A 22,645-nucleotide genomic window follows, 5' to 3' on the forward strand; every position below is an offset into this window, starting at 1 on the left:
TCATTAGCGATATCGGAAAACGTCGCCGTCCCCTTATCCGCCGCCACCACCAAATACGTATCATCACCGTCACGCCGCACCACCCGATCCGGCGGCAGCACCTGCCCCCCGGCCAGGTCGACGTTATCCGTGATATCGAGCAAACCGGAGATGAAAGTTCGATAGCATTCGATACCTTCCACCATGCGAGCCTGCCGGTCGACAGCGGCATCGCCCGTAGCCGCGGGCGGGCGTTTCACCACGAAACCACCCTTCGCGCCCACCGGCACGATCACCGCGTTCTTCACCGCCTGCGCCTTCACCAAACCCAAGATCTCGGTCCGGAAATCCTCCAGCCGATCCGACCAGCGCAAACCACCCCGCGCCACCGCACCGAACCGCAGATGCACACCCTCCACCCGCGGCGAATACACGAAGATCTCGTACTTCGGCCGCGGCTGCGGAAGTTCGGCGATCTCCTGCGGCTCGACCTTCACCGAGATGAACTCCCGGGCGGCGCCGTCGGCGTCGGTGACGTAATAGTTGGTGCGCAGGGTGGCCAGTATCAATCCCAGCATGGCCCGCAGAATGCGGTCCGCATCCAGGCTGACCACCTGGTCGATCCGCTCACGTACTCGCTGTTCGAGTTCGGTGGCGTGGTCGGCGGAACAGCTGTCCGGGTCGAACCGGGCGGCGAACAACTGCGCGAACAATCGCGCTGTATCCGGATAGGTGTGCAGCACCCGGGCGATGTTCACCTGGCTGTACGGGAACCCTGCCTGTTGCAGGTATTTCGCGTAGGTGCGCAGTACGGCGACCTCACGCCAGGTCAGCGCGGCCCGCAGGACGAGTTCGTTAAGACCGTCGGCCTCCGCGCGGCCGTACCAGATCGCATCGAATGCTTCGGTGAAGCGGTCCCGCACTCCGGCGGCCGCCGATTCGATCCGCGCGGGCCTGTCCGGCGACACCTCGAGCAATTCGGTATCGAGATCCTGGTCGAGCGCGGCACGCAGTAATTCCGGGCTGGCCAGCAGCCCGAAATCGTAGATCCAGCGCTCCGCCGAGGCGCCGGCACCGTCGGCCTCGCGCCTGATTCGGTACGGCCGCTCGTCGATCACCTCGACACCGAGGCTCTGTATCACCGGAAGTACCTGGCTCAGCGAAATTCCGGTACCGCCGATATAGAGAGTGAAACGCCAGGAGCCCGCGGGCGCTCCGGTGACCCGGTACAGGTGCTGGTCGATACCGCCCGTCCGCAGCCGCTCCAAGCGGTCGATATCGGCCAGGGCCCGCGACGCGGTGAAATCCTGCTTGTAGCCGTCGGGGAATGCTTCGCAGTAGCGGCGCACTATCTTCGGATCGAGGACCGTGGACGCACTCACCTCGTCGTTGAGGTAGTCGTCCCAGGTACGACTCGCTTCGGTGAGCAGACTCTGGATACGCTGCCGTTCGGCCTCGGAGATTTCCTCGGCCGATGTGCCGCGTACCGGTTCGCTACTATCGGCGCCCGGCAGCCGGATCGTGAAATAGACGCTGGCGAGCTCGCTTTCGCTCACCCGGGCCGAGTAGTCGATCGACGAGCCGCCGAGTTCGCGGACCAGGATGTCCTGCATCTCCAGCCGGACCGCGGTGGTGTAGCGATCCCGCGGCAAATACACCATCGCCACCACGAAGCGACCGTAGGGATCGACGCGCAGGAACAACCGGACCTGCCGGCGCAGACCCACATTGAGTACCGCGGCAGCGATACGGCGCAGGGTAGCGGCATCGCAGGCGAAAAGTTCGGTGCGCGGGAAGCCCTGCATAACCTCGAGCATCGCCTGCCCCGAGAACGAGTCGAGGTCGAAACCGCTGCCCTTGATGGCCGAGCGCACCCGCTCGCCCACCACGGGTATATCGAGCACATTCTCGTGCAACGCGGTGACCGTGAAAACGCCGATGAACAAATGCTCACCGCGGACCTCGCCCGTGGCTCCGAGATCGGCCACGCCGATGAAGAACGGATAGACCGCCCGCTGCATGGTCACCGGGACCAGTCCCTGGGTCATCCGCAGCAGCCGCGGTGCGCCGGCTCCGATGGGCACCTGGAATCCGGTACCGGCGCCCGGATGCAACACCCCCAGGGCCGAATCCGCCATGAGCACCGGCACCGATTCACCGGGTTCGTTCCGGTACCTGGCGTAACCGAGCACGGTGAAATTACCGGCGGCCATCCAACGCAGCAGCCCGGCACAGTCGGACGGCGCGATATCCGTCTCCCCCGTGCCCACCGCTTCACCGGCGCGGTCGAGGCCGGCCGCGAGATCGTGGAGCAGGGCGTGGATCGCGTCGGTATCGCTGCTCACCTGCCGCACATCACTGATCACGCCCGGCAGGGCCGCGGCGATCTCGCCGAGTAGTTCTGCGCCGGTCGCGGGATGCAGTTGTAGATGGATCCACGATTCGCGGTCGGCCGATGCTCCGTTACGGCCCCGATCGGCAACGTGGGGACGGGCGGCGACGAGCCGCCCGTCGGCATTCCGCTCCACCGTGACGACCGGGTGGATGACCTCACGAACCGTACCGCCCATCCGGGACAGCAGGGCGGTGATCGAATCGACGAGCATCGGCATATCGTCGGTCACGATCTGTATCGCCGCTCCCAGGCCGGATCCGTCGTCCGGATGGTGCACCCGGACCGATCCCTGACCCGGTTGCCGGTTCAGGGCCAGCTCCAGATGCGCTCGGAATGTGAGCGCGACAGAGGTTATCTCGCAGTCCGCCTCGTCGGTCCCTACGTGCCGGAAATATCCCTCCTCCAGGGCGCGGAGGCCGGCTCGTAGGGTGTCCGGCAGTTCGGCAACCCATGCCTCGCTGGACAATTCGGACGAGACCGTCATTTCCCACTCCCTTGAATGCGGTTCTTTCGGAGACACACCGATGCCGCCCCGAGGGTAGTCCCGTGCCCGGGTAGCGGGGAAAAATCTGCGGCGTTACCCGCGGGTCAGTTTGCGATGTGTCACGCGATGCGGCCGTGCGGCTTCCTGTCCGAGACGCTCGATCTTGTTGGCCTCGTACGCTTCGAAGTTGCCCTCGAACCAGAACCACTTGGCCTCGTTGTCGGCGTCACCTTCCCAAGCGAGGATATGCGTACAGGTGCGGTCCAGGAACCACCTGTCGTGGGAAATGACCACGGCGCAGCCGGGGAACTGTTCGAGTGCGTTCTCCAGTGATCCGAGCGTCTCCACATCCAGATCGTTGGTGGGCTCGTCGAGCAGGATCAGATTCCCGCCCTGTTTCAGGGTGAGTGCCAGGTTGAGGCGGTTGCGCTCACCACCGGAGAGCACACCGGCCGGTTTCTGCTGATCCGGGCCCTTGAACCCGAACGCGCTCACGTACGCCCGGGACGGCATCTCCTGCTGGCCGACCTCGATATAGTCGAGCCCGTCGGAAACCACCTGCCACACCGTCTTGTTCGGATCGATACCGGCCCGGGTCTGGTCGACATAGCTCAGCTGAACCGTATCGCCGACCTTCACCGTGCCGCTGTCCGGTTCCTCGAGACCGACAATGGTCTTGAACAGGGTGGTCTTACCCACGCCGTTGGGGCCGATAACACCGACGATTCCGTTGCGTGGCAACGTGAACGACAGATCCTTGATCAGCTGGCGATCGCCGAAGCCCTTGTCCAGATGCTCCACCTCGACCACGACACTGCCCAGGCGCGGGCCGGCGGGGATCTGGATCTCCTCGAAATCCAGCTTCTTCATCTTCTCGGCCTCGGCCGCCATTTCCTCGTACCGGCCCAGGCGCGCCTTGTTCTTGGCCTGGCGGGCCTTGGCACCGGAGCGCACCCAGGCGAGTTCGTCCTTCAATCGCTTCTGCAGCTTCTGGTCCTTCTTGCCCTGTACCGCGAGGCGTTCGGCCTTCTTCTCCAGATACGTGGAGTAGTTGCCTTCGTAGCCGATGGCGCGGCCCCGGTCCAGCTCGAGAATCCAGCCGGCCACATTGTCCAGGAAGTACCGGTCGTGGGTGACCGCCAGAACAGCGCCCGGATACTGGGCCAGGAACTGCTCGAGCCAGAGCACGCTCTCTGCGTCGAGATGGTTGGTGGGCTCATCCAGCAACAGCAGATCGGGTTTGCTCAGCAGCAATTTGCACAGCGCCACACGGCGACGCTCACCACCGGACAGATTGGTGACCGGCTCTTCCGGCGGCGGGCAGCGCAGGGCGTCCATCGCCTGCTCCAGCTGAGAGTCCAGATCCCAGGCGTCGGCGTGGTCGAGATCCTCCTGCAGTTTGCCCATTTCGTCCATGAGCTCGTCGGAGTAATCGGTGGCCATGAGTTCGGCGATCTCGTTGAACCGGTCGAGTTTGACCTTGATCTCGCCGAGGCCCTCCTCCACGTTCCCGCGAACCGACTTCTCCTCGTTCAGCGGCGGCTCCTGCTGCAGGATTCCGACACTGGCACCCGGTGCGAGAAAGGCCTCGCCGTTGTTCGGCTGGTCCAATCCGGCCATGATCTTCAGCACGCTGGATTTACCGGCGCCGTTGGGGCCGACAACGCCGATCTTGGCGCCGGGAAGGAAGTTCAAGGTGACATCGTCGAGCACGACCTTGTCGCCGTGCGCCTTACGAACCTTCTTCATTTGGTAGATGAACTCAGCCATAGCGATCACCCTATCCGTCGAACATCGGTGCAGTTTCACACGTCGGCGTTCACCGGCCGGTCGCCGGGCGCCGACGTCTCCGTCATCGGATCGTCCTTTTCCCCCGCTACCCCGCCCCCGGCAGATCCAGCGCCCGGATCGGCGGCGTCATTCCCGCTAACGGTCGCATATCCGGTCCGCCGACGCATCACCTGGGCGGTGCAGCGGGTGAGGTCGGGGCCTACGGTGTGGGCCCGCATCTCCAGATCCCGGCGGTCGACGCCGTCGCGCGAGCGGTATTCGTTGGACCGGAGTTGCCCCTGCACGATGACCGGATCACCGCGGCGGATGGAGGCGTCGACACCGGCCACCAGCCGACGCCAGCAGCTCACTGTCAGGAACAACACCCCATTGTCCACCCATTCACCCGAGTCCCGGTCGAGCCGGCGCGCGGTACTCGCCAACCGGAAGCTGAGCATCTGCTCTCCGCTCGGGAGATCGCGCTTGACCGGATCGGTCACCACGGTACCCACCACAGTCGCCAGAGTTTCGTACATGAGCCCACCCCTTCTCACGCCCGGTACAGCCGGGGCACCCGCGCTCCCGATTCCCGGGAACATATTCATGGTGACCCGCGCCGCACTGCGGTGGCAGGCGGAAATCGGATCTGTGGACAACTTCCCCCACCGGGCGAGGCTGTGGACAAACATCCCGCCCGCGAGGCCGGTTTCCGGCACCCGGTCCCCGGCGCGGCAGCACGCCATCCGGCCGGCCGATCCGGTCAGAGCACCGGGAGTTCGGTATTCGCCCCGCACAGCACGATCACCGGCCGCTCGCCCTCGGGGGGAACATAGGCTCCGCTGAGAATCGCGGCCAAGGCCACCGCACCCGACAGCTCGACCACTATCCGGAATTCACGCCACAGATGATCACGCGCTTCGGTGATGGCGTCGTCGGTCACCAGAACCGACCGCACGCCGTAGCGGCGGGCCACATCGAAGGAGATCTCGCCCAGCCGCGACGCCCCCAGGGCATCCGCGGTGATGCTGGCGATATCGACGTCCACCGGTTTTCCCGCGGCGAGCGCCGAATGCATCGTCGGAATACCTTCGGGCTCCACCCCGACGACTTCCCGGCGCCGGCCGGCAGCCGCCGCGATGCCGCCGATCAGGCCCCCGCCGCCGACCGCGACCAGAATCGGCGGCCGGCCGCGTACCTGCTCCTCGAGTTCGAGGCCGATCACGCCCGCGCCGGTCACCACGGCGGGCAGGTCGTAGGCGTGCAGCTGTAGCGCGCCGCGTTCCGCGGTGATCTCCCGCGCGTGTTCGTAGGCCTCGGCATAGGTGGTCCCGTGCCAGCGCACCTCGGCCCCGTGCGACCACATCGCCGCGACCTTGGTGTGCGGCGCCGATTCCGGCACCACGATCGTGCAGGATTTCCCCATCCCCGCCGACGCGAGAGCCGCCGCGATCCCCGCGTTCCCGCCGGAGGCGATGACGACGTGCTCGGGACACACCCGCTCGGACAGGAGCGCGTTGTAACTACCGCGCACCTTGAACGTGCCGCCGTGCTGCAGATATTCCAGCTTCAGGGTGACCGGCACCGGCCCGGACGGCCCGGGGACCACGGTGTGGAACACCGGCGTCTTGCGAATATGCCGGCCCAGGCGGCGGCGAGCCGCACGCACATCGGATCGATAGACGCGGCGCAACGGTTGCACGGGTGTCAGCGGGGTTTTCTGTTCGGTCATCTACCTACTGCCGATCTCGCTTGGCCAATTCGGCGAACATGGCGTTGTGCGCGGCCAGTTCCGCGTTGTCGTCGAGTTCCGCGGCGCGGTCGGTGCGGCGGGCCAGCCGTTCGTCACTACGGGACCACTGGATCAGCAACGCCAGCATCACCACCACCAGCGGCACCTCGCCGGTCGCCCACGCCAGACTGCCACCGGTGCGCTGATCGCCCAGCAGATCGTTGTGCCAGTCCAGGCCCAGGCCGCGATAGAACCAGCCGCCCAGCACGGTGCTCATCCCCATCAGAATCACACCGAAGAACGCGTGGAACGGCAGTGAGCCGAACACCATCCCGAGTTTGGTGAGCGGCTCCACCCGGCGCGGCTTCGGATCGATTCCGATCACGACCCAGTAGAAGAGGTAGCCGCTCACCAGGAAATGCAGGTTCATCAGCAGATGGGCGGCGTGGGAATCCACGAACGAGTCGAAAATCCCGCCCAGGTACAGGGCGTAGAACCCCGCCACGAACACCACGGACGCCACGATGGGATGGGTGAGAAAGCGCGATACCGGGTTGTGTACGGCCGCGAGAATCCATTCCCGCGGACCCGGCGCCCCGGCCCGGCCGGCCGGCGGGAGCGCCCGCAACGCCAGCGTCACCACACCGCCGAGCGCGAGCAGAATCGGGGTCAGCATGGACAGCGCCATATGCGCGCCCATATGCACACTGAACATCGCCGGGCCGTAGCGGCCGACACCCGACGAGGTCGTGAACAGCAGGACGGCGCAGCCCAGCAACCAGGCGACGGTCCGGCCCACCGGCCACCGGTCACCGCGGGCCCGCAGCCGGCGGACCCCGAGCAGGTACAGCACCGCCAGCACGATGGCGAGCGTGCCGAAGATCAGGTCGAACCGCCAGTCGAACAGTATCCGGGCAACAGTGGGCGGGCCGTCCAGCTGATACCCGAGTTCCACCTCCATGGGAGTGGGCACGCTGGTGGGCGGCGGCGGTGGCGTCCGCCCCAATCCCGCCGCCAGGCCCATCGTCGCGGCGAAGACGAGCATCTCCACCCCCGCGAACCGGATCAGTGCCCGGCGATCGCCCGGATCGGCAGCAAGCGCGGGCAGCGCCGCCCGGCGCTGGAACCAGCCGAACACGCCCAGGACCACCAGCGCGGCGACCTTGGCGAGCACCAGGCGACCGTAGGTGCTGGTGAACAGTTCGTCCCACGGCACCCGGACCCACGAGTTCGCGACCCCGCTCACCGCCAGCACAACGAACGAGACCGCCGCCACCGGCGAGAACCGCCGGGCCGCCAGGCCCGTGTCCGTACCGTCGCGCAGCGCGTGGACGAGCAAGGCGACGAGACCGCCGACCCAGACCGCCGCGGCGATCAAGTGCAGGATCAAGCTGTTGGTGGCCACATCGTGCGCCCCACCCGAGGAGGAGTGGCCGGTCAGCGCCAGTGGCATCAGCACCGCGATCGAACCGGCGAACAGTACGGGAGTCCATCCCCAGCGCAACACGAGGCGACAGGCGATGGCCAGCAGTAACGCCCCGACAGCGGTGAGCCGCCATGTCCCCGCCAGCTCGATCTCGTCGATCACCCCCCACAGGTCCTGCGGTGCGAGGATCTGCGAAACCGGCCGGCCGGTGCTGTCGGAAACTGTCAGCGGTACCAGCAATGCCGCGCAGATCGCCCAGACCAGTGCCAGTCCGGAGGCCCGCCGCACCGCGCGGTATCCGCCGGTATCGAGGAGGCCGCCGCGCTGCGGCGGAACCAGGAAGGCCGCGAACAGCAGGGCTCCCACAGTCAGCGCCGCGAACAGATCGGCCAGGGCCCTCACGGCGGGCAGGCCGTAGGTGGTGAGCGGGCCCGGATCGGGGATGCCCAGCAGACTCAGTGCCTCGGCCGCCGACGCGCTGACCACGACTATGGCGACCAACCCCGCGAGCGCCCCGGCGATCACCGTCAGTGCGGCCGTTGCGGCAGCCGGAGCGCCCGGCCGACCGACCTCGCTGGCGGGTTCGGCGGCAGGGGCCTGGACTGACGACATAGCTTCGAGAGTAGTTCGGCAGGCCCCGACGGGCCCGGCCGGGCCGTTTCCGGGCAGCCCAAATCAAACGATCAGATTGATCGCTACACTTTTCAGCTGGACAGCGCGACCGTTGTCCGCCATGGTGGAACCACTGCCTCCGTAGCTCAGTTGGATAGAGCAAGGGCCTTCTAATCCCTAGGTCGCAGGTTCGATTCCTGCCGGGGGCGCTCCACCCACCCGACTGAGCTGTTCGGGCCAGTCGGTGTGGGTGTACCCATCTCACCGGGGCCCAAACACCCGTGATCTACAGGAGTTTCAGGTTTTCCCGGGCTCGAGGCGATATCTTTCGGCGCCACGCCCCCGACGCTGGTCATCGGTGCCCGGCCGGTCGGCTCCGCCCCGGGAGAACCGGGCCGCGGACAGCGCACGGCCGCGGCGAGAGCGGCGGGTTCGCATAGGGTGACCTGATGGGTTTGCCATCACCTACCGCCGACAGCCGCGCCGTCGTGACCGGCGCCTCGTCCGGAATCGGAGCCGCACTGGCCGCCGAACTAGCGGGCCGTGGGTATTCGCTCATCCTGGTCGCCCGCCGCGGCGAACTGCTCGACGAACTGGCGGGCCGGCTCACCCGTACCCACGGAATCACCGCGGAGGTCCGCGCGGTGGATCTGGCCGATCGGCCGCAGCGCGCGATCCTGACCGAAGAGCTGAGTGGCCGCGATATCTCGATCCTGTGCAATAACGCCGGTATCGCGACCTTCGGCCCGATCAGCGGCCTGGACCCCGATTACGAACGCGCCCAGCTCGAACTCAATGCTGTCGCGGTGCAGGATCTCACCCTGGCTGTGCTGCCCGCCATGCTGGCCCGGCGCGCCGGCGGCATTCTGGTCAGCGGTTCGGCGGCCGGCAATATGCCCATCCCGCACAACACCACCTACGCGGCCAGCAAGGCCTTCGCGAACACCTTCGCCGAATCCCTGCGCGGGGAGCTGGCGGATACCGGGGTGCATGTCACACTCCTGGCTCCCGGTCCTGTCCGCACCGAGACACCGGACCCCGCCGAGGCCTCGCTCGTCGACCGGATGGTCCCGGATTTCCTATGGGTTTCCTCCGAGTACACCGCACGAATTTCGATCGATGGGCTGGCTCGCAACAAAAGGCGGGTAGTGCCGGGCGTGATCGGCAAGGGGATGAGCGTCGCGGGCAACTACGGCCCGCGGGCGATTACGGCACCTTTCGCGGGCGCCTTCTACAAGAAGCTCGGCGGCTGACAACCGGACCGGCTCGAAGTCGTTCACAGATCGTGACCGCCACGATTGCACCGCACCCACAGCTGGGCTGATTAGGGTGGGACGAGTGTCCGACAAATTAGTGGTGTGGATGGATTGCGAGATGACCGGGCTCGATCTGGTCAACGATAAGCTCATCGAGGTCGCCGCCCTCGTGACCGACAGCGAACTGAACATCCTCGGCGACGGTGTGGATATCGTGATCCACGCCGACGAAGCGGCACTCGCCGCGATGCCGCAGGTGGTCGCCGAGATGCATGCTCGTTCCGGTCTCACCGAGGAGGTCCGGCAGTCCAGCGTCACCCTCGCCGAGGCCGAGCAGCAGGTGCTCGACTACATCGAGCAGTACGCGCCCACCGCGGGTGTGGTGCCGCTGGCGGGTAATTCCATCGCCACCGATCGCGGATTCATCGCCCGGGATATGCCGCGGCTGGACAAGCATCTGCACTATCGGATGATCGATGTGAGCTCGATCAAGGAACTGTGCCGGCGCTGGTATCCGCGCATCTACTTCGGCCAGCCGGAGAAGGGCCTGGCCCATCGCGCGCTGGCCGATATCCGGGAATCCCTCCGGGAGCTCGAGTACTACCGGCGCACCGTCTTCGTGCCGGCGCCCGGCCCGTCGACCGCGGAGATCACCGCGATCGCCACCGAGGTCAGCGCGCGTGCCGCGGACGAGATCGCGGCCTCCTCCGCCGATACGGTATCGGCCCAGGTCACCACCACGCCGGAAACCGATTAGCTAACGACGGGGTACACGCGCTAGTATCTAGGCCGCCGGTGCAAAACCGGCGATGGTGAGTGTAGTTCAGTTGGTAGAGCACCAGGTTGTGATCCTGGCTGTCGCGGGTTCGAGTCCCGTCACTCACCCTGAAAGCCCGAGGGCCCATCGGCCCTCGGGCTTTTTCATTGCCGGGAGGATCGGTCAGACAGCGGGTTTCGTCGTATCGACCGCCGGAGGCACCTCGTCGCGGGCGCCCTGATCCAGCCGGAACGGCGGGTATTCGTCGCGGAGGAGAGATCCGTAGGCCTGCACCCGCAGCATCCACCGGTTGATGCCCATCACGAAATCGAACAGGCCTTGGGAGTACCGCGCGACGAACAGCAGGCCGATAAGCGCGACCAACGTCAGCACACCGATCAGCGGAAGACCCGCCGCACTGGCCATACCGTCCATATCGTCGGAGTACACGACCCAGGCGGCCCCGGTCATACCACCGATGATCAGGTAGTGCGGGATGGCCAGCAGCCACCATTTCACGAGCACCAGACCACGATGGAGGGTCGGCGGATAGTCGATATCCAGATCGGCCGGATAGCTCTCGTCCGATGCCAGAGCGAACGGCGGATACTTATCCGTCCCGGCCGGCGTCCAGGCGTAGAAACTGACACGCCAAGACCACCGGATGACGCCGACGCTGTAGTCGAACAGGGCACGCGGATACCTGCCGGTGAACAGGATCGCGAAGAATGCGATCACCGTCACCACGGCATAGCCGATATGCAGGAAGAACAGAACGATGTAGTGCGGTATGGCGAGAATCCATTTGACGATCCACATCCAGCGCGACAGCGCGGGATCCAGATCACCGCGAACACGGACCGGATAACCGGCGGGAGCAGACATGAGCGGGGCTCCTTAGAGAGTGCTGGCCCGGCCGGCCGGTATCAGCGCGGCCATCTCCCAATTGTGAGCTACAGCACACCCTTCCGCGATGAACGCGGCATAAAGACACGCCATCGAGATCAAGTCACTTCGGGGCCGGTGCGTACACCCCGCGCGGGGCACTTACCGAACCGGCGTGTCGAGCCCGTCGAGCGCCCCCAGCCGGGGAAGCGAACCGGGATGCTCCTCGTTGAGCCAGCCGATCAGTTCCTCGCGCACCGCGCAGCGCAGCGACCACACAGCGTCGGAATCACGCCCGGTCATCGAGGCACGCACCTCGATTCCGGTGGGAGTGCTATCGGTGACCAGCAGGTTCCAGCTGCGCCCATCCCAGTCCGGGTGGTCGCTCAGATATTCGTAGAGGTGCGTGCGCAGCTCGGCCACCGGCGTGCTGTGGTCGAGGTGCAGGAACACCGTGCCGGTCATCTGCGGACCGCCCCGGGACCAGTTCTCGTACGGTTTGCTGTTGAAGTACGACACCGGCATGGTCAGCCGGCGATCGTCCCAGATCCGCACCGTCAGGAAGGACAGCGTGATCTCCTCGATGGTGCCCATCTCGCCTTCGACCACGACCGTATCGCCGATTTTCACCGAATCGCCGAAGGCGATCTGCAGACCGGCCATCAGATTGCTGAGCGTGGACTGCGCCGCCACACCGGCTATGATGCCGATGATCCCGGCCGAGGCCAGCAGCGATGTGCCCAGCACCCGCAATTCGGGGAACATCACCAGCATGGCGATCGCCGCGGTGGCCACGGCCAGCACCGAGCTGGTGATCCGGCGGATCAGGGTGAACTGGGTGTTGAGCTGGCGTACCCGGCGGGGGTCACGGGCCCGGCGGGAGTAGGTGCTCAGCATGCCGTCGGCCACGGCGTCGGCGATCCGGACCACCAGCCATACCGCCGACATGGTCACCACCGTGGCCAGGACGCTGAGGACGACCGAATCCTGCCGCAGATTCAGCCCGGCCAGCGGGTAGGTCATCCGAAGGGCGGCGAAGCCGAGGAAAAGTTGCAGCGGCAGCTGGATCCGGCGCAGCAGCCCCGGTATCTCGGTCTTCGGATGCCGGGCCGACCAATACCGCAGCCCGCGGTCGATTGCCCATCCGATCGCGATCGTCACGGCCAGCGTTCCCCCCAGAACGATCAGCAGCCGTAGTACGTTCTCCACAGCACCCACTCCTTGCACCCATCGATAGGTTCGGAACCCCGGGAACAAGGCTACAGTTCGATAACGACGAACTACTACTTGTCACGGGAACCCTCCGGCCTATGCCTCCGGGCCCCGCACCTGCGTGTCACCGGCCGCCCCCGGCGCACGTCCGGCCGGTCGGCGCACCTGAATCAGCCCCCGCCCGGTATCACTCAGGGGTCTGCCCCTGTGCCGAATACAACCGGACCTCACCGCCGTCACCGAGGAACGCATTGACCAGCATCACACGTTCGGCTCGCAGCACGCCGGCATCGGGCGCGGTGGTGGTGATCGTGATCTGCGGTATCGCCGCCCAGTTCACCACGTAGCGTTGCGGCGGTCCGGCATCGTCGGACAGCCGCGCCAGCCGGAAAACCGATACGGTTTTGCGCTCCATGAGTTGGCGCACCACTTCCGCCACCCGCTCGGGGTCCTCCAGCGCGAACAGGAATCCGAAGGTCAACTCCGGAGAGGAGACATAGGCGGGCACGACTGCAGAGGTTAGCCCAAGGGTAGCCGCCCGGTGTGAACTATCCCACCGGGCGATCGCACAACCTGATCAGAGCCGCTTGCCGTGCAGGTCGGTATCCGTGGTTTCCGGCTCCACCACATCGGCGTCCACAACGTCGGCGACCAGCGGCGCCGCCGTTGAGCTCGGCGCCGCGGCACCCTGACCGTCCACCTCGTCGTCGGTATCTTCGCGCCCGGTGGTTGCGGCGGCGTCGCGGCGGGCCGCGGCGGCGGCCTCGTTCATCTCGATCGCGTCGGTGACCCATTCACCGATCTCCCGGGTCACCTCGGCGACGGTGCCGGTGATGATGCCCGCGATATTGCCGACCCGGCGCGCGCCCGACGAGGTGAGTTCCTGGATCAGGTCCTTGTTGGCCTCGAATTTGCCGATCATCACACGCCCGCTCCGGTAGGACTCTGCTGACGCATCACGATAACACTGGGTTCCTCGCGTTTCCGCAGTACAGCGGGCAGGAACCGGGCGAACCGGGATTCCCTGAGCTGCGGCGGGAGGGCGAGTTGGAAGATCTTGCCCCAGACCGAGCCGATCTGTTTTCCGAGCGGTCCGGTGTTGTAGGGCAGTCCGAACTTCTCGCACAGCGCCCGGACCTCGGGAGCGATCTCGGGATACCGGTTGGCCGGCAGGTCCGGGAAGAGATGGTGCTCGATCTGATGCGAGAGGTTTCCGGACATGATGTGGAACAGCGGACTGCCGGTGATATTGGCCGAGCCGAGCATCTGCCGGACGTACCATTCGCCGCGGGTCTCGTCGGCGGTTTCCTCTTCGGTGAAGCTCTGCACGCCCGACGGGAAATGCCCGCAGAAGATGATCGAATACGCCCACAGGTTGCGCACCAGGTTGGCCGTCGCATTACCGGCCAGGGTGGACAGGAACAGCGGGCCGGACAGCAGCGGGAACGCCACATAGTCCTTGAGGACCTGCCGGCCCGATTTGCGGAGCTGACCCTTGATCAGCGGTTTGAGTTCCGCCCAGGTGCGCTTGCCCTTGACGATGTTGTCGGCTTCGAGGTCGTGCAGCATCACACCCCATTCGAAGAAGACCATCAGCAGGAACGCGTACACCGGGTTGCCCAGGTAGTACGGGTGCCAATCCTGGCCCTCGTCGATGCGCAGCACGCCGTAGCCGATATCCCGGTCACGCCCGTGGATGTTGGTGTACGTGTGGTGCATGTAGTTGTGCGAATGCTTCCACTGGTCCGCCGGGCAGACGGTATCCCATTCGAAAACCCGCGAATTGAGGTTCGGCTCGCGCATCCAGTCGAACTGGCCGTGCATCACGTTATGGCCGATCTCCATATTGTCCAGGATCTTCGACACACTCAGCGCCGCGACTCCGGCCAGCCAGAAGGGCGGCAGAAAGCCCAGGTACATCAGCCCGCGCCCGGCGATCTCGAAACCGCGCTGCGCCTTGATGATGTTGTAGATGTACTCGCGGTCGCGCTCGCCCAGATCGGCGACGAGGCGGTCGCGCAGTTCATCGAGGGTACGGCCGATCTCCTCGACCTGATCGGGCGAGAGGACCAGCGGTCCGTCCTTGGTTTCGGTGAGGATGGTCATCTGTTCTCCCCTTCGTTTCCAGATGTCAGATTTCTGTCGTCACGTGGAATCTCAGATCTCGATGTCCATGTGAAATCTCAGATTTCGATGTCCACGTCGCCGACGGCGGCCTGGACGCAGAGTTGGATCGGCTGGTCGGGATCGGTTTCCAGTTCGCCGGTGCGCAGGTTGCGGGTGCAGCCGCTGCGCCGGACCGAGGTGCAGGAGAAGCAGATCCCCATCCGGCAGCCGAACTCGGGAGTGAGACCGGCCGATTCGGCCTGCTCCAGCAGCGAGGCTCCGGCGTTTTCGGCGGCGACCCCGCTGGCCGAGAAGGTGGTGGTCCCGTGCACGTCCGCGGTCTCCACCGGGACGGCCGGCGCGACGAACTCCTCGGTGTGCAGGCGTTCACTGAGACCCTCGGCGGCGAATATCTCGCGCACCGAGTCCATCAGCGGCGGTGGTCCGCACAGGAAGGTGTCCGCGTCGGCGAACCACGGCGCCACCCGGGTGAGCTCGTCGTAGTCGAAGCCGCGCCCGTCACGTTCCGGGTACCGCATCTCCACGGAGATATTCGGGTGAGCGGCGGCGATCTCGGTGAGTTCGTCCCGATGCGGTACCAGCTCCGGCGAGCGCGCGTAGTGCAGGAACACCACCGGACCGGTGTATCCCTCGTCGGCGAGAGTGCGCAGCATGGACAGCACGGGGGTGATCCCGCTGCCGCCGCTGATCAGCAGCATCCGCTCCGGTCGCCGCCGCGGAAGGTGGAAGATCCCGGAGGCCGGTTCGAGGTCCAGGATCATGCCGGGCTCGGCATGATCGTGCAGGTAGCGCGATACCAGGCCGTGCGGATGCACCCGGATCGTGAGATCGAGGCGGCGATGCGGATCGTGCTGGGAGTTCACCGGCGAATAGCACCGCACGTGCCGCACACCGTCGATCACCACACCGAGTTGCACGAACTGGCCGGCCAGCAGCCCGTCCCATTGCCGGGTCGGCCGCAGGCTCAGCGAGAGGGTGCCCGGTACCGAGCGGTCGACGCCGACGATCCGGGCCCGCATATCGCGGACGGTGAGCATCGGGCGCACCAGTTCCAGGTACCGGTCCACCGGGTGCGGGGTGGTCAGTGTCTGTACCAGGTCGAGGAGGGCCATCGGAGTTCTCCGTCCCTGTCTGTCGGTCGCATCACGAAACCTCCATCGGTTTCGGTGTACGAATGTACACTCAACTAGTGTGCCGGATACCCCAATGGAACTGTCAACCAGGAACCGGTGTGACGCGGACGACAAGATTGAGAAGAGGGAATGGTGAACGGCTGTATGCTCACTGAAATGACCGATCAGGGAGCGAGCCGCGTCGAGCGCAAGGAGCGCACCCGGCAGGCGCTGCTCGACGGCACCCTCGCCCTGGCCGCGGAGCGCGGCTTCGGAGCACTGAGCCTGCGCGAGATCGCCCGTTCGGCCGGGATCGTGCCCACGGCTTTCTACCGGCACTTCGCCTCACTCGAAGACCTCGGGGCAACCCTTGTGGACGAAGGTGTCCAGGCGCTGCGACTGGCCCTGCGCCAGTTGCGCCGGACACCGGACGCGCGCCTGTCGGAAACGGTGCGGTTCGTCTTCGGCGAGGTCGCCGCCAAACGCGAGCTGTACGGGTTCCTGATCCGGGAGCAGCGTGGCGGAAGCGCGGCCCTGCGGTCCGCGATCGCCCTCGAACTACAGCTGATCGTGCGTGAACTCGTGGCCGACCTGTCCCGGGTGCCGGCGCTGGATTCCTGGTCCCCCGACGATCTGGAAGTGGCGGCCGACCTGCTGGTCGCCACGGTGACCGACGGTATCGCCGACTATGTACAGGCGCCGCCGCGCGAACAGCAGCCGGTTATCGAGCGCACGATCGCGCAGATCCGCCTCATCGCCCTGGGTATGGGCGTCTGGAAGCCCTGACCTCCCTCATCCGACCGCGGCCGGTGCGGACGCCCGGTCCCCCGATTCGTCCGGCGCGGACACCAGCAGGACGGCGACCAGCCCGGCGGCGAGTACCAGTATCAACCCGGCGATACCGGCGCGGTCCGCATCGAAAGCCCATACGAACAGACCGAACAGGCTCGGCGACAGGAACGAGGCCGCCCGGCCCGTGGTGGTGTAGAGCCCGAACAGCTGACCTTCCCGGCCGGGCGGTGTCAGCCGGGTGAGGAACGATCGCGCCGAGGCCTGCGCCGGTCCGACGAACAAGGTCAACGCCAGCCCGAAGATCCAGAACATGGCGGGCCCGGATACCAGTAGCAGCACGGTCCCGCACACCACCGCGGAGGCCAGGGACACCACGATCACCCGTTTCGGCCCGACCGTATCGTCGAACCGGCCGGCCACGATCGCGCCCAGCGCGGCCACGACGTTCGCCGCGATACCGAACAGCAGCACATCGGAATCGCTGATCTCGTACACCTGCACCGCCAGCACCGCGCCGAAAGCGAAAACACCGGCCAGTCCGTCCCGGAAAATCGCGCTGGCCAGCAGGAACCAGATCACCCGGCGGTCCGCGATCCAGAGGTCCCGCAGATCGCGCCAGAGCACTCGGTACGAGCCGAGGAACCCGGCGCTCGCGGCCCCTGGGTCGGCGCCGGTACGCCGTACCTCCGGCACCGCGAAGAACACCGGCAGCGCGAATACCGCGAACCAGACCGCGGCCACCAGCACCACCAGCCGGATGTTGAGCCCGCCTTCGGTGGAGACACCGAACAGTCCGCGTTCGTCCCCATCTCCGGCGATGAGCCCGAAGTAGCAGATCAACAGCAGGAAAATGCCGCCGAAGTACCCCATTGCCCAGCCGAAACCGGAGACCCGGCCCACGGTCCGCGGGGTCGACACCTGGCGGAGCATGGCGTTGTAGGGCACGCTCGCCAGCTCGAAGAAAACGTGCCCGAGCGCCAGGAGAGCCAGACCGAGCCAGAGATAGTGATATTCATCACGAACGAAGAACATCGCGGCTATCAGGGCGATCGTCACGGCCGTCAAGATCGCCAGCGAACGTTTGCGATTCGCGGTCGCGTCGAAACGCTGCCCGAGAACCGGCGCGGTCAGTGCGACCAGCAGACCGGCGATACCGAGCGCCCAGCCGAGCCATGCGCTGGCAGAGATACCGCCGGGCAGGTCGTCGCCGACACTGTCGGTGAGATAGACAGCGAAAACGAAGGTCGAGATCACCGCGTTGAAGGCCGCCGACCCCCAGTCCCACAGCCCCCAGGCGACCACCCGCCCCCGCCCCACCGGGACATCCACCGCGCTCATACCGCGCACAGTAATGGATACAACAGCTCCTGGCCCGGACTCGGACGGCGAACAGGTCGGCCACCTTCCGGGATCGAAGGTGACGCAAATCAATTACATCCCGCGCGGTTTGCTTGTGGTGGGTTCCACACAGGCGTTGGATCAGTTGACAGGTTTGTCGGAAGCGGACGCGGTGAGGCGGTGGCGATGTTGGCTTATCCCATTGATTACACCGAGGGTCCCGTCGGTTACGCCGCAGCGCGGCAATCGCGGGATCGCAGAGTAGGAGTACCTGCGGATCGCAGGTACCGGGCGACAGACTCGATGGGAGTTGTTGTGGGACATCAAGTTCCGGCCATAGCTCCGAAGAAGCGGAAACCCCCGGGTACGAACTCGTTTTTGTGGTGCGCCATCAGGGACTCGAACCCCGAACCCGCTGATTAAGAGTCAGCTGCTCTGCCAATTGAGCTAATGGCGCGTGCACCGTCGTGCGGTGCGGGACAGACAGTAACAGGCCCGGGCCGCATAAGTGAAATCGATAGCGAGTCGCGCCGGTGTGACCCGGACGACGCCGTAACGGACGGCCTGCCGAACCCTATGTGTAGGTGGGCCACCGGAGCCGGAAGTGACGCTCGACGGTTGGGATCACTTCGGCACGGCTGGCAGAATAGTTGGACGTGGTCTCGACCGATCCCGCCGCTGCGGTGGGTCGAGGTGAGTTGTTGATCGGTCGGATCCGAAGCCATCGGCGCGAAGCGGGTGCGCCGAGACTTGAAACGGGGTTGTTATGCGGATAGGTGATCGGCGCAGGCCGGTCGGTTGGATTTTCGGACCGATGGTCCTCGTCACGCTGGTAGCACTGGTGTTGACCGGATGTTCGTCCTCGGAAGCATCGGACGGCACGGTAGCCATCGATCGCAACCCCATCACCGAACTCATCAAGCCGAAACTGATCGCCCCTGTCAAGGACGGCGATATCGGTGTTTCCCCGGCGACTCCGATGAAGTTCGAGATCAGTGATGGTCTGTTCACCGACGTGGCCCTGCTCAATCCGGACAATCAGCCGGTCGCCGGACAGCTCTCGGAGGACGGCCGCAGCTGGTCCACCACCGAGTCGCTCGGCTACAGCAAGACCTACCGCCTGCAGGCCCGCTCCGTCGGACTGGGCGGCGCCGCCACGGCGGGTATGAGCTTCACCACCACCGCACCCGGCAATGTCACCAAGCCGTACCTGATTCCCGGCGAGGGCGAGGTGGTCGGTATCGGCCAGCCGGTGGCGATCCAGTTCGACGAGAACATTCCCGATCGCAAAGCCGCGCAGGACGCCATCACCATCAAGACGAACCCGCCGGTGGAAGGCGCCTTCTACTGGGTGAACAACCGTGAGGTCCGGTGGCGGCCCGAGCACTTCTGGGCACCGGGCACCCGGGTGGATATCGACGTGAACGTCTACGGCAAGGACCTCGGCAAGGGGTTGTACGGCCAGGACGATATCCACTCGAATTTCACCGTCGGTGACGCGGTGGTCTTCACCGCCGACGACAATACGAAGATGGTGACGGTCGAGAAGAACGGCCAGGTCATCCGCACGATGCCGACCTCGATGGGCAAGGACGACACCCCCACCAACAACGGCATCTACATCCTGGCCGACCGGCACGAGCACATCGTGATGGACTCCTCCACCTACGGGGTCGCGGTGAACTCCCCCACCGGCTATCGCACCGACGTCGACTGGGCCACCCGGATGTCCTACAGCGGGATCTTCTTCCATTCGGCCCCGTGGTCGGTGGGCGCGCAGGGCAATACGAACACCAGCCACGGCTGTCTGAATCTCAGTCCGGAAGATGCCCAGTGGGTCTTCAACACCGCCAAACGCGGCGATATCACGATCGTGAAGAACACGGTCGGCGACACCCTGTCCGGGGTGGACGGCCTGGGTGACTGGAATATCCCGTGGCCGGAATGGAAGACCGGCAACGCCGACGCCTGACGGTAACCACAGCGAACGCCGCGGCGCCGGGTCCTACGGGACCCGGCGCCGCGGCGTTTTCACCGGGCCGTTTCGTACAGTCGCCGCACGATGTCCTCGATATCGGGTTCCTCGATGGACAGGTCGAGCACCTCCGCCCGCGCCGATACCTCGGCCAGTAGCTGGGCGGCCGTGGTCGCGTCGGCGTCGAAGGCCAGCCGCTGCCGCATGCCCTCGGCTTCGTAGGAGAGCAGCTCCACCCCGGGTAGTCCCCGCAATTCCGGGGCCGGGGCCGTGAGGTCGACGACAAGCACCCGCTGCGCGCCCACCGTCGCACCCAGTCCCAGCAGCGATCCGTCGTAGGCGGGCCGGCCGTGATCCACCACCAGTACCCGGTCGCAGAGCCGTTCGATATCGCCCATATCGTGCGTGGTCAGCAAGAGCGTGGTGCCGCGCTCCAGCCGTTCGGCGCGCAGGAATTCACGGAGCCGCTGTTTGGACAGGACGTCCAATCCGATGGTCGGCTCGTCGAGAATGATCAATTCCGGGGCGTGCAGTAGCGCCGCCGCGACTTCCGCGCGCATCCGCTGCCCCAGGGAGAGTTGCCGTACGGGGGTGTCGAGCGTATCGGCCATTTCCAGCTGCTCGACCAGTTCCGCGGTCCGCGACCTACCGGCCACCGGGTCCAGGCGGTGGATGGCCGCCAGGATGGTGAACGACTCCCGTAACGGCAGATCCCACCAGAGCTGGGACCGCTGCCCGAACACCACGCCGATCCGGCTCGCCAGTTCCCGGCGCCGCCGGATGGGGTCCAGCCCGCAGGTACGCACGGTGCCCGCGGTAGGGACCAGGATGCCGGTGAGCATTTTGATCGTGGTCGACTTCCCGGCACCGTTGGCTCCGATATAGCCGACCGCCGAACCCCGCTCGACCCGGAAACTCATGGCATCGACGGCGGTGACCACCTCCCGCCGCGGCCGCATCCGTTTCCCGTCCCGCCGGATCCGGACGAACCGGCGGGTCAGCTCCTCGACTTCGATGATCGAATCGGTTTCGCCCATTACCGGTCTCCCATCTCATCCACCGCCGCTCTGATAGTGCCGAGTACCGAAACGCCACATCCCCAGCGCGAGCGCCCATACCCACAGCGCCGCCACCGGTGAAAACCAGACGAGCCAGGACGGCAGGCCCGCCGGACCCGGTAGGTCCAGCAGAGCCAGCGTCGGGATATACGCCGTGAACGCGACCGGGATCGCGACGCAGAAGAGCAGCCGAAGCGGGGTGGGAAAGACCGACGCCGGCTGGGCGGCCGCGAACGACCCCCCGTAGGTGAAGCTGTTGGTCAGCTCCGCGCCGTCGATGAGGAAGAACTGGCATCCCGCGGCCGCGACGAACAGCCCCGCGAACAGAATGGCGCCGCTGACGAGGGTCAGCAGGATCAGCGATACCGCGGTGACCGACCAGTCGATATCGTTGCGCAGCAGACCCACCGTCAGTACCACCGCGGCGACCGTCGCCCGGGCCAGCCGCCGCAGTGAGAAATCGCTGGTGATCAGCTGCAACAGCAACGGCTGCGGGCGCAGATGGTAGATATCGAGCATCCCGAGCCGGATCAGGTTCGGCAGTTTGTCCAGGTGACCACACACCAGCTGGGCCGACGCGAAGGCCAGATTGCTCAGTCCGAACAGCAGGAGCGCGGCATCCATATCGAGACCGCCCAGCACTTTCGCCTGATGGAAGACCACCCACACTTCGGCGAATTCGACCAGCCCGACCATGGTGGCGCCCAGCAGATCACTGGCGAAGGACAGCCGGTAGGAACGTTGCGCCCGGATCCGCGATCGCAGGACCACCATGTAGGGGCCGAACCGGGAACCGGCGGGCCGGGGAGCGGTCACCGGGGCACGAACCAGGGTCTCAGCCACCCTGCACCTCCAATCTCCGCCGCCCCAGAAGAAGCAGCATTCGCCCGGCCGCTCCCACGACCAGCAGCCAGAAGACCTGTACACCGACCACCTGCACCGCATCCCAGCCGGCCACCCGACCGGACAGCACATCCACCGGCGCCTGCAGCATCGACGGGAAGGGGGTCGCCGCGGCGATCGCGCCCAGCCACTCCGGGAAAAGGTGCACCGGGACGAAGAGCCCGGCGAGAAAGGGCCCCGAGGTCTGATAGAGCGCGCGGATTCCCCGCGTCTCCACCACCCAGAAACCCGCGGTCGTCAATGCGAACAGAGCCAGGAAGGAGAGCGCGATGGCCAGCAGGACGCTGCACGCACCGAGCAGAACGGACTCCGGGGTACCGGGTAGGACGAGCCCGAAGGTGAGCGAACCGATCAGCAGACTCGGTAAGAGGCGCGGGATCAGACCGCAGACGCCACGTCCGATATCGGTGGCGAGATAGCTCAGCTGAACATCGACCGGCCGCAGGAAGTCGATAGCGATATCACCGGTGCGGATCCGTTCGGCGAGCTCCAGTTCCGCCGCCATGAACTGCAGGGCGCCGAGAAGCCCCTGGGAGATCCAGACGTAGGCGCCGATACTGCCGGCGTCGTATCCGGCGAACCCGCCCGTGGCATCGATCGCCGCGAGCATCACCGCGGCCCGGACGAAACCGAACACACAGTTGGTGAACAGTCCCGCGAACATCGCCAGTTTGTAGTGCCACTGCCGCCGGAACCCGGCCACCACCAACCGCCGGTAGACCCTTGTTGTTCGCCGGAGATCGGCCGCCGCCCCGAGCACCGTCACCCCCTGCCTTGTGCGAACACAAAGCGGTGACCTTACCGCGCAATATCCTTCGGGGAAAGGTAATTACGC

Annotated in this window: 19 protein-coding genes and 3 tRNA genes; 6 read left to right on the top strand and 16 right to left on the bottom strand. The window is 65.9% G+C overall.

Annotation, left to right across the window (positions count from 1 at the left end):
- From ABZ827_RS22885 to ABZ827_RS22905, 5 genes are all read right to left on the bottom strand, one after another.
- Nucleotides 1-2,858, bottom strand: a 2,858-nt coding sequence (locus ABZ827_RS22885; protein WP_357240018.1) for an NAD-glutamate dehydrogenase domain-containing protein, incomplete at its 3' end; no start/stop codon positions are given.
- A gap of 93 nt (nt 2,859-2,951) precedes the next feature.
- Nucleotides 2,952-4,628, bottom strand: coding sequence for an energy-dependent translational throttle protein EttA (gene ettA / locus ABZ827_RS22890; protein ID WP_357240021.1), 1,677 nt, complete (start codon nt 4,626-4,628; stop codon nt 2,952-2,954).
- A gap of 35 nt (nt 4,629-4,663) precedes the next feature.
- Nucleotides 4,664-5,164 carry a single-stranded DNA-binding protein gene (gene ssb, locus ABZ827_RS22895; protein ID WP_357240024.1) on the bottom strand — a complete coding sequence of 167 codons (501 nt, stop codon included), beginning with the start codon at nt 5,162-5,164 and terminating at the stop codon, nt 4,664-4,666.
- Nucleotides 5,165-5,388: 224 nt separating this feature from the next.
- Nucleotides 5,389-6,357 (bottom strand): threonine/serine dehydratase, encoded by a 969-nt coding sequence (locus tag ABZ827_RS22900; RefSeq protein WP_357240027.1) that lies wholly within the window; start codon nt 6,355-6,357, stop codon nt 5,389-5,391.
- Nucleotides 6,358-6,361: 4 nt separating this feature from the next.
- Nucleotides 6,362-8,395, bottom strand: a complete 2,034-nt coding sequence (locus ABZ827_RS22905) for a cytochrome c oxidase assembly protein (RefSeq protein ID WP_357240030.1) — start codon at nt 8,393-8,395, stop codon at nt 6,362-6,364.
- A 135-nt stretch (nt 8,396-8,530) separates the two neighbouring features.
- Here ABZ827_RS22905 and ABZ827_RS22910 point away from each other — a divergent pair.
- The 4 genes from ABZ827_RS22910 (at nt 8,531) to ABZ827_RS22925 (ending at nt 10,536) form a co-directional block, all read left to right on the top strand.
- A tRNA-Arg gene (locus ABZ827_RS22910) sits at nt 8,531-8,604 on the top strand.
- Between the two features lie 240 nt (nt 8,605-8,844).
- The gene (cmrA, locus tag ABZ827_RS22915) at nt 8,845-9,648 is read left to right on the top strand and encodes a mycolate reductase (protein WP_357240033.1); all 804 of its coding nucleotides are present in this window, start codon (nt 8,845-8,847) and stop codon (nt 9,646-9,648) included.
- Between the two features lie 85 nt (nt 9,649-9,733).
- The gene (orn, locus tag ABZ827_RS22920; protein ID WP_357240036.1) at nt 9,734-10,408 is read left to right on the top strand and encodes an oligoribonuclease; all 675 of its coding nucleotides are present in this window, start codon (nt 9,734-9,736) and stop codon (nt 10,406-10,408) included.
- 55 nt (nt 10,409-10,463) lie between these two features.
- A tRNA-His gene (locus tag ABZ827_RS22925) sits at nt 10,464-10,536 on the top strand.
- A gap of 55 nt (nt 10,537-10,591) precedes the next feature.
- Here the strand turns inward: ABZ827_RS22925 and ABZ827_RS22930 are convergent.
- The 6 genes from ABZ827_RS22930 to ABZ827_RS22955 all read right to left on the bottom strand — a co-directional run bounded on the left by ABZ827_RS22930 (nt 10,592) and on the right by ABZ827_RS22955 (nt 15,744).
- Nucleotides 10,592-11,293 (bottom strand): DUF4389 domain-containing protein, encoded by a 702-nt coding sequence (locus ABZ827_RS22930; RefSeq protein WP_357240038.1) that lies wholly within the window; start codon nt 11,291-11,293, stop codon nt 10,592-10,594.
- Between the two features lie 162 nt (nt 11,294-11,455).
- Nucleotides 11,456-12,502 (bottom strand): mechanosensitive ion channel domain-containing protein, encoded by a 1,047-nt coding sequence (locus ABZ827_RS22935; protein ID WP_357240041.1) that lies wholly within the window; start codon nt 12,500-12,502, stop codon nt 11,456-11,458.
- 190 nt (nt 12,503-12,692) lie between these two features.
- Entirely contained in the window at nt 12,693-13,013 is a 321-nt protein-coding gene (locus tag ABZ827_RS22940; RefSeq protein WP_357240044.1) for a hypothetical protein, read from the bottom strand.
- A gap of 69 nt (nt 13,014-13,082) precedes the next feature.
- A complete protein-coding gene (locus ABZ827_RS22945; RefSeq protein ID WP_357240378.1) occupies nt 13,083-13,427 on the bottom strand; it encodes a hypothetical protein in 345 nt (114 codons plus the stop codon).
- Nucleotides 13,427-14,611, bottom strand: coding sequence for an acyl-CoA desaturase (locus ABZ827_RS22950; RefSeq protein WP_357240046.1), 1,185 nt, complete (start codon nt 14,609-14,611; stop codon nt 13,427-13,429). The genes ABZ827_RS22945 and ABZ827_RS22950 overlap by 1 nt, the downstream gene beginning before the upstream one ends.
- A 77-nt stretch (nt 14,612-14,688) precedes the next feature.
- Nucleotides 14,689-15,744 carry an FAD-binding oxidoreductase gene (locus tag ABZ827_RS22955; protein ID WP_357240049.1) on the bottom strand — a complete coding sequence of 352 codons (1,056 nt, stop codon included), beginning with the start codon at nt 15,742-15,744 and terminating at the stop codon, nt 14,689-14,691.
- Between the two features lie 177 nt (nt 15,745-15,921).
- Between ABZ827_RS22955 and ABZ827_RS22960 the strand changes: the two genes are divergently transcribed.
- Complete coding sequence (locus ABZ827_RS22960) at nt 15,922-16,530, top strand: TetR family transcriptional regulator (RefSeq protein ID WP_357240052.1); 609 nt, start codon at nt 15,922-15,924, stop codon at nt 16,528-16,530.
- Between the two features lie 6 nt (nt 16,531-16,536).
- On the opposite strand, the gene ABZ827_RS22965 is transcribed toward ABZ827_RS22960, so the two are convergent.
- Both ABZ827_RS22965 and ABZ827_RS22970 read right to left on the bottom strand, forming a co-directional pair.
- Nucleotides 16,537-17,874 carry an MFS transporter gene (locus tag ABZ827_RS22965; protein ID WP_357240055.1) on the bottom strand — a complete coding sequence of 446 codons (1,338 nt, stop codon included), beginning with the start codon at nt 17,872-17,874 and terminating at the stop codon, nt 16,537-16,539.
- Nucleotides 17,875-18,255: 381 nt separating this feature from the next.
- Nucleotides 18,256-18,331, bottom strand: a tRNA-Lys gene (locus tag ABZ827_RS22970).
- Between the two features lie 357 nt (nt 18,332-18,688).
- Between ABZ827_RS22970 and ABZ827_RS22975 the strand changes: the two genes are divergently transcribed.
- On the top strand, nt 18,689-19,846 hold the full coding sequence (locus ABZ827_RS22975) for an Ig-like domain-containing protein (protein WP_357240057.1): 1,158 nt from the start codon (nt 18,689-18,691) through the stop codon (nt 19,844-19,846).
- Between the two features lie 59 nt (nt 19,847-19,905).
- On the opposite strand, the gene ABZ827_RS22980 is transcribed toward ABZ827_RS22975, so the two are convergent.
- From ABZ827_RS22980 to ABZ827_RS22990, 3 genes are read right to left on the bottom strand one after another with little or no spacing between them, the layout of a single operon-like run.
- On the bottom strand, nt 19,906-20,886 hold the full coding sequence (locus ABZ827_RS22980) for an ATP-binding cassette domain-containing protein (RefSeq protein WP_357240060.1): 981 nt from the start codon (nt 20,884-20,886) through the stop codon (nt 19,906-19,908).
- A gap of 15 nt (nt 20,887-20,901) precedes the next feature.
- Nucleotides 20,902-21,750: an ABC-2 family transporter protein gene (locus ABZ827_RS22985; protein ID WP_357240063.1), complete on the bottom strand. Its 849-nt coding sequence runs from the start codon at nt 21,748-21,750 to the stop codon at nt 20,902-20,904.
- Nucleotides 21,743-22,576 (bottom strand): ABC-2 family transporter protein, encoded by an 834-nt coding sequence (locus ABZ827_RS22990; RefSeq protein WP_357240065.1) that lies wholly within the window; start codon nt 22,574-22,576, stop codon nt 21,743-21,745. Before ABZ827_RS22990 ends, ABZ827_RS22985 begins: the two co-directional genes overlap by 8 nt.
- Between the last annotated feature and the right edge of the window lie 69 nt (nt 22,577-22,645).

Origin of the sequence: Nocardia sp. NPDC019395 (assembly GCF_040632335.1) — a bacterium.
Taxonomy (GTDB): domain Bacteria; phylum Actinomycetota; class Actinomycetes; order Mycobacteriales; family Mycobacteriaceae; genus Nocardia.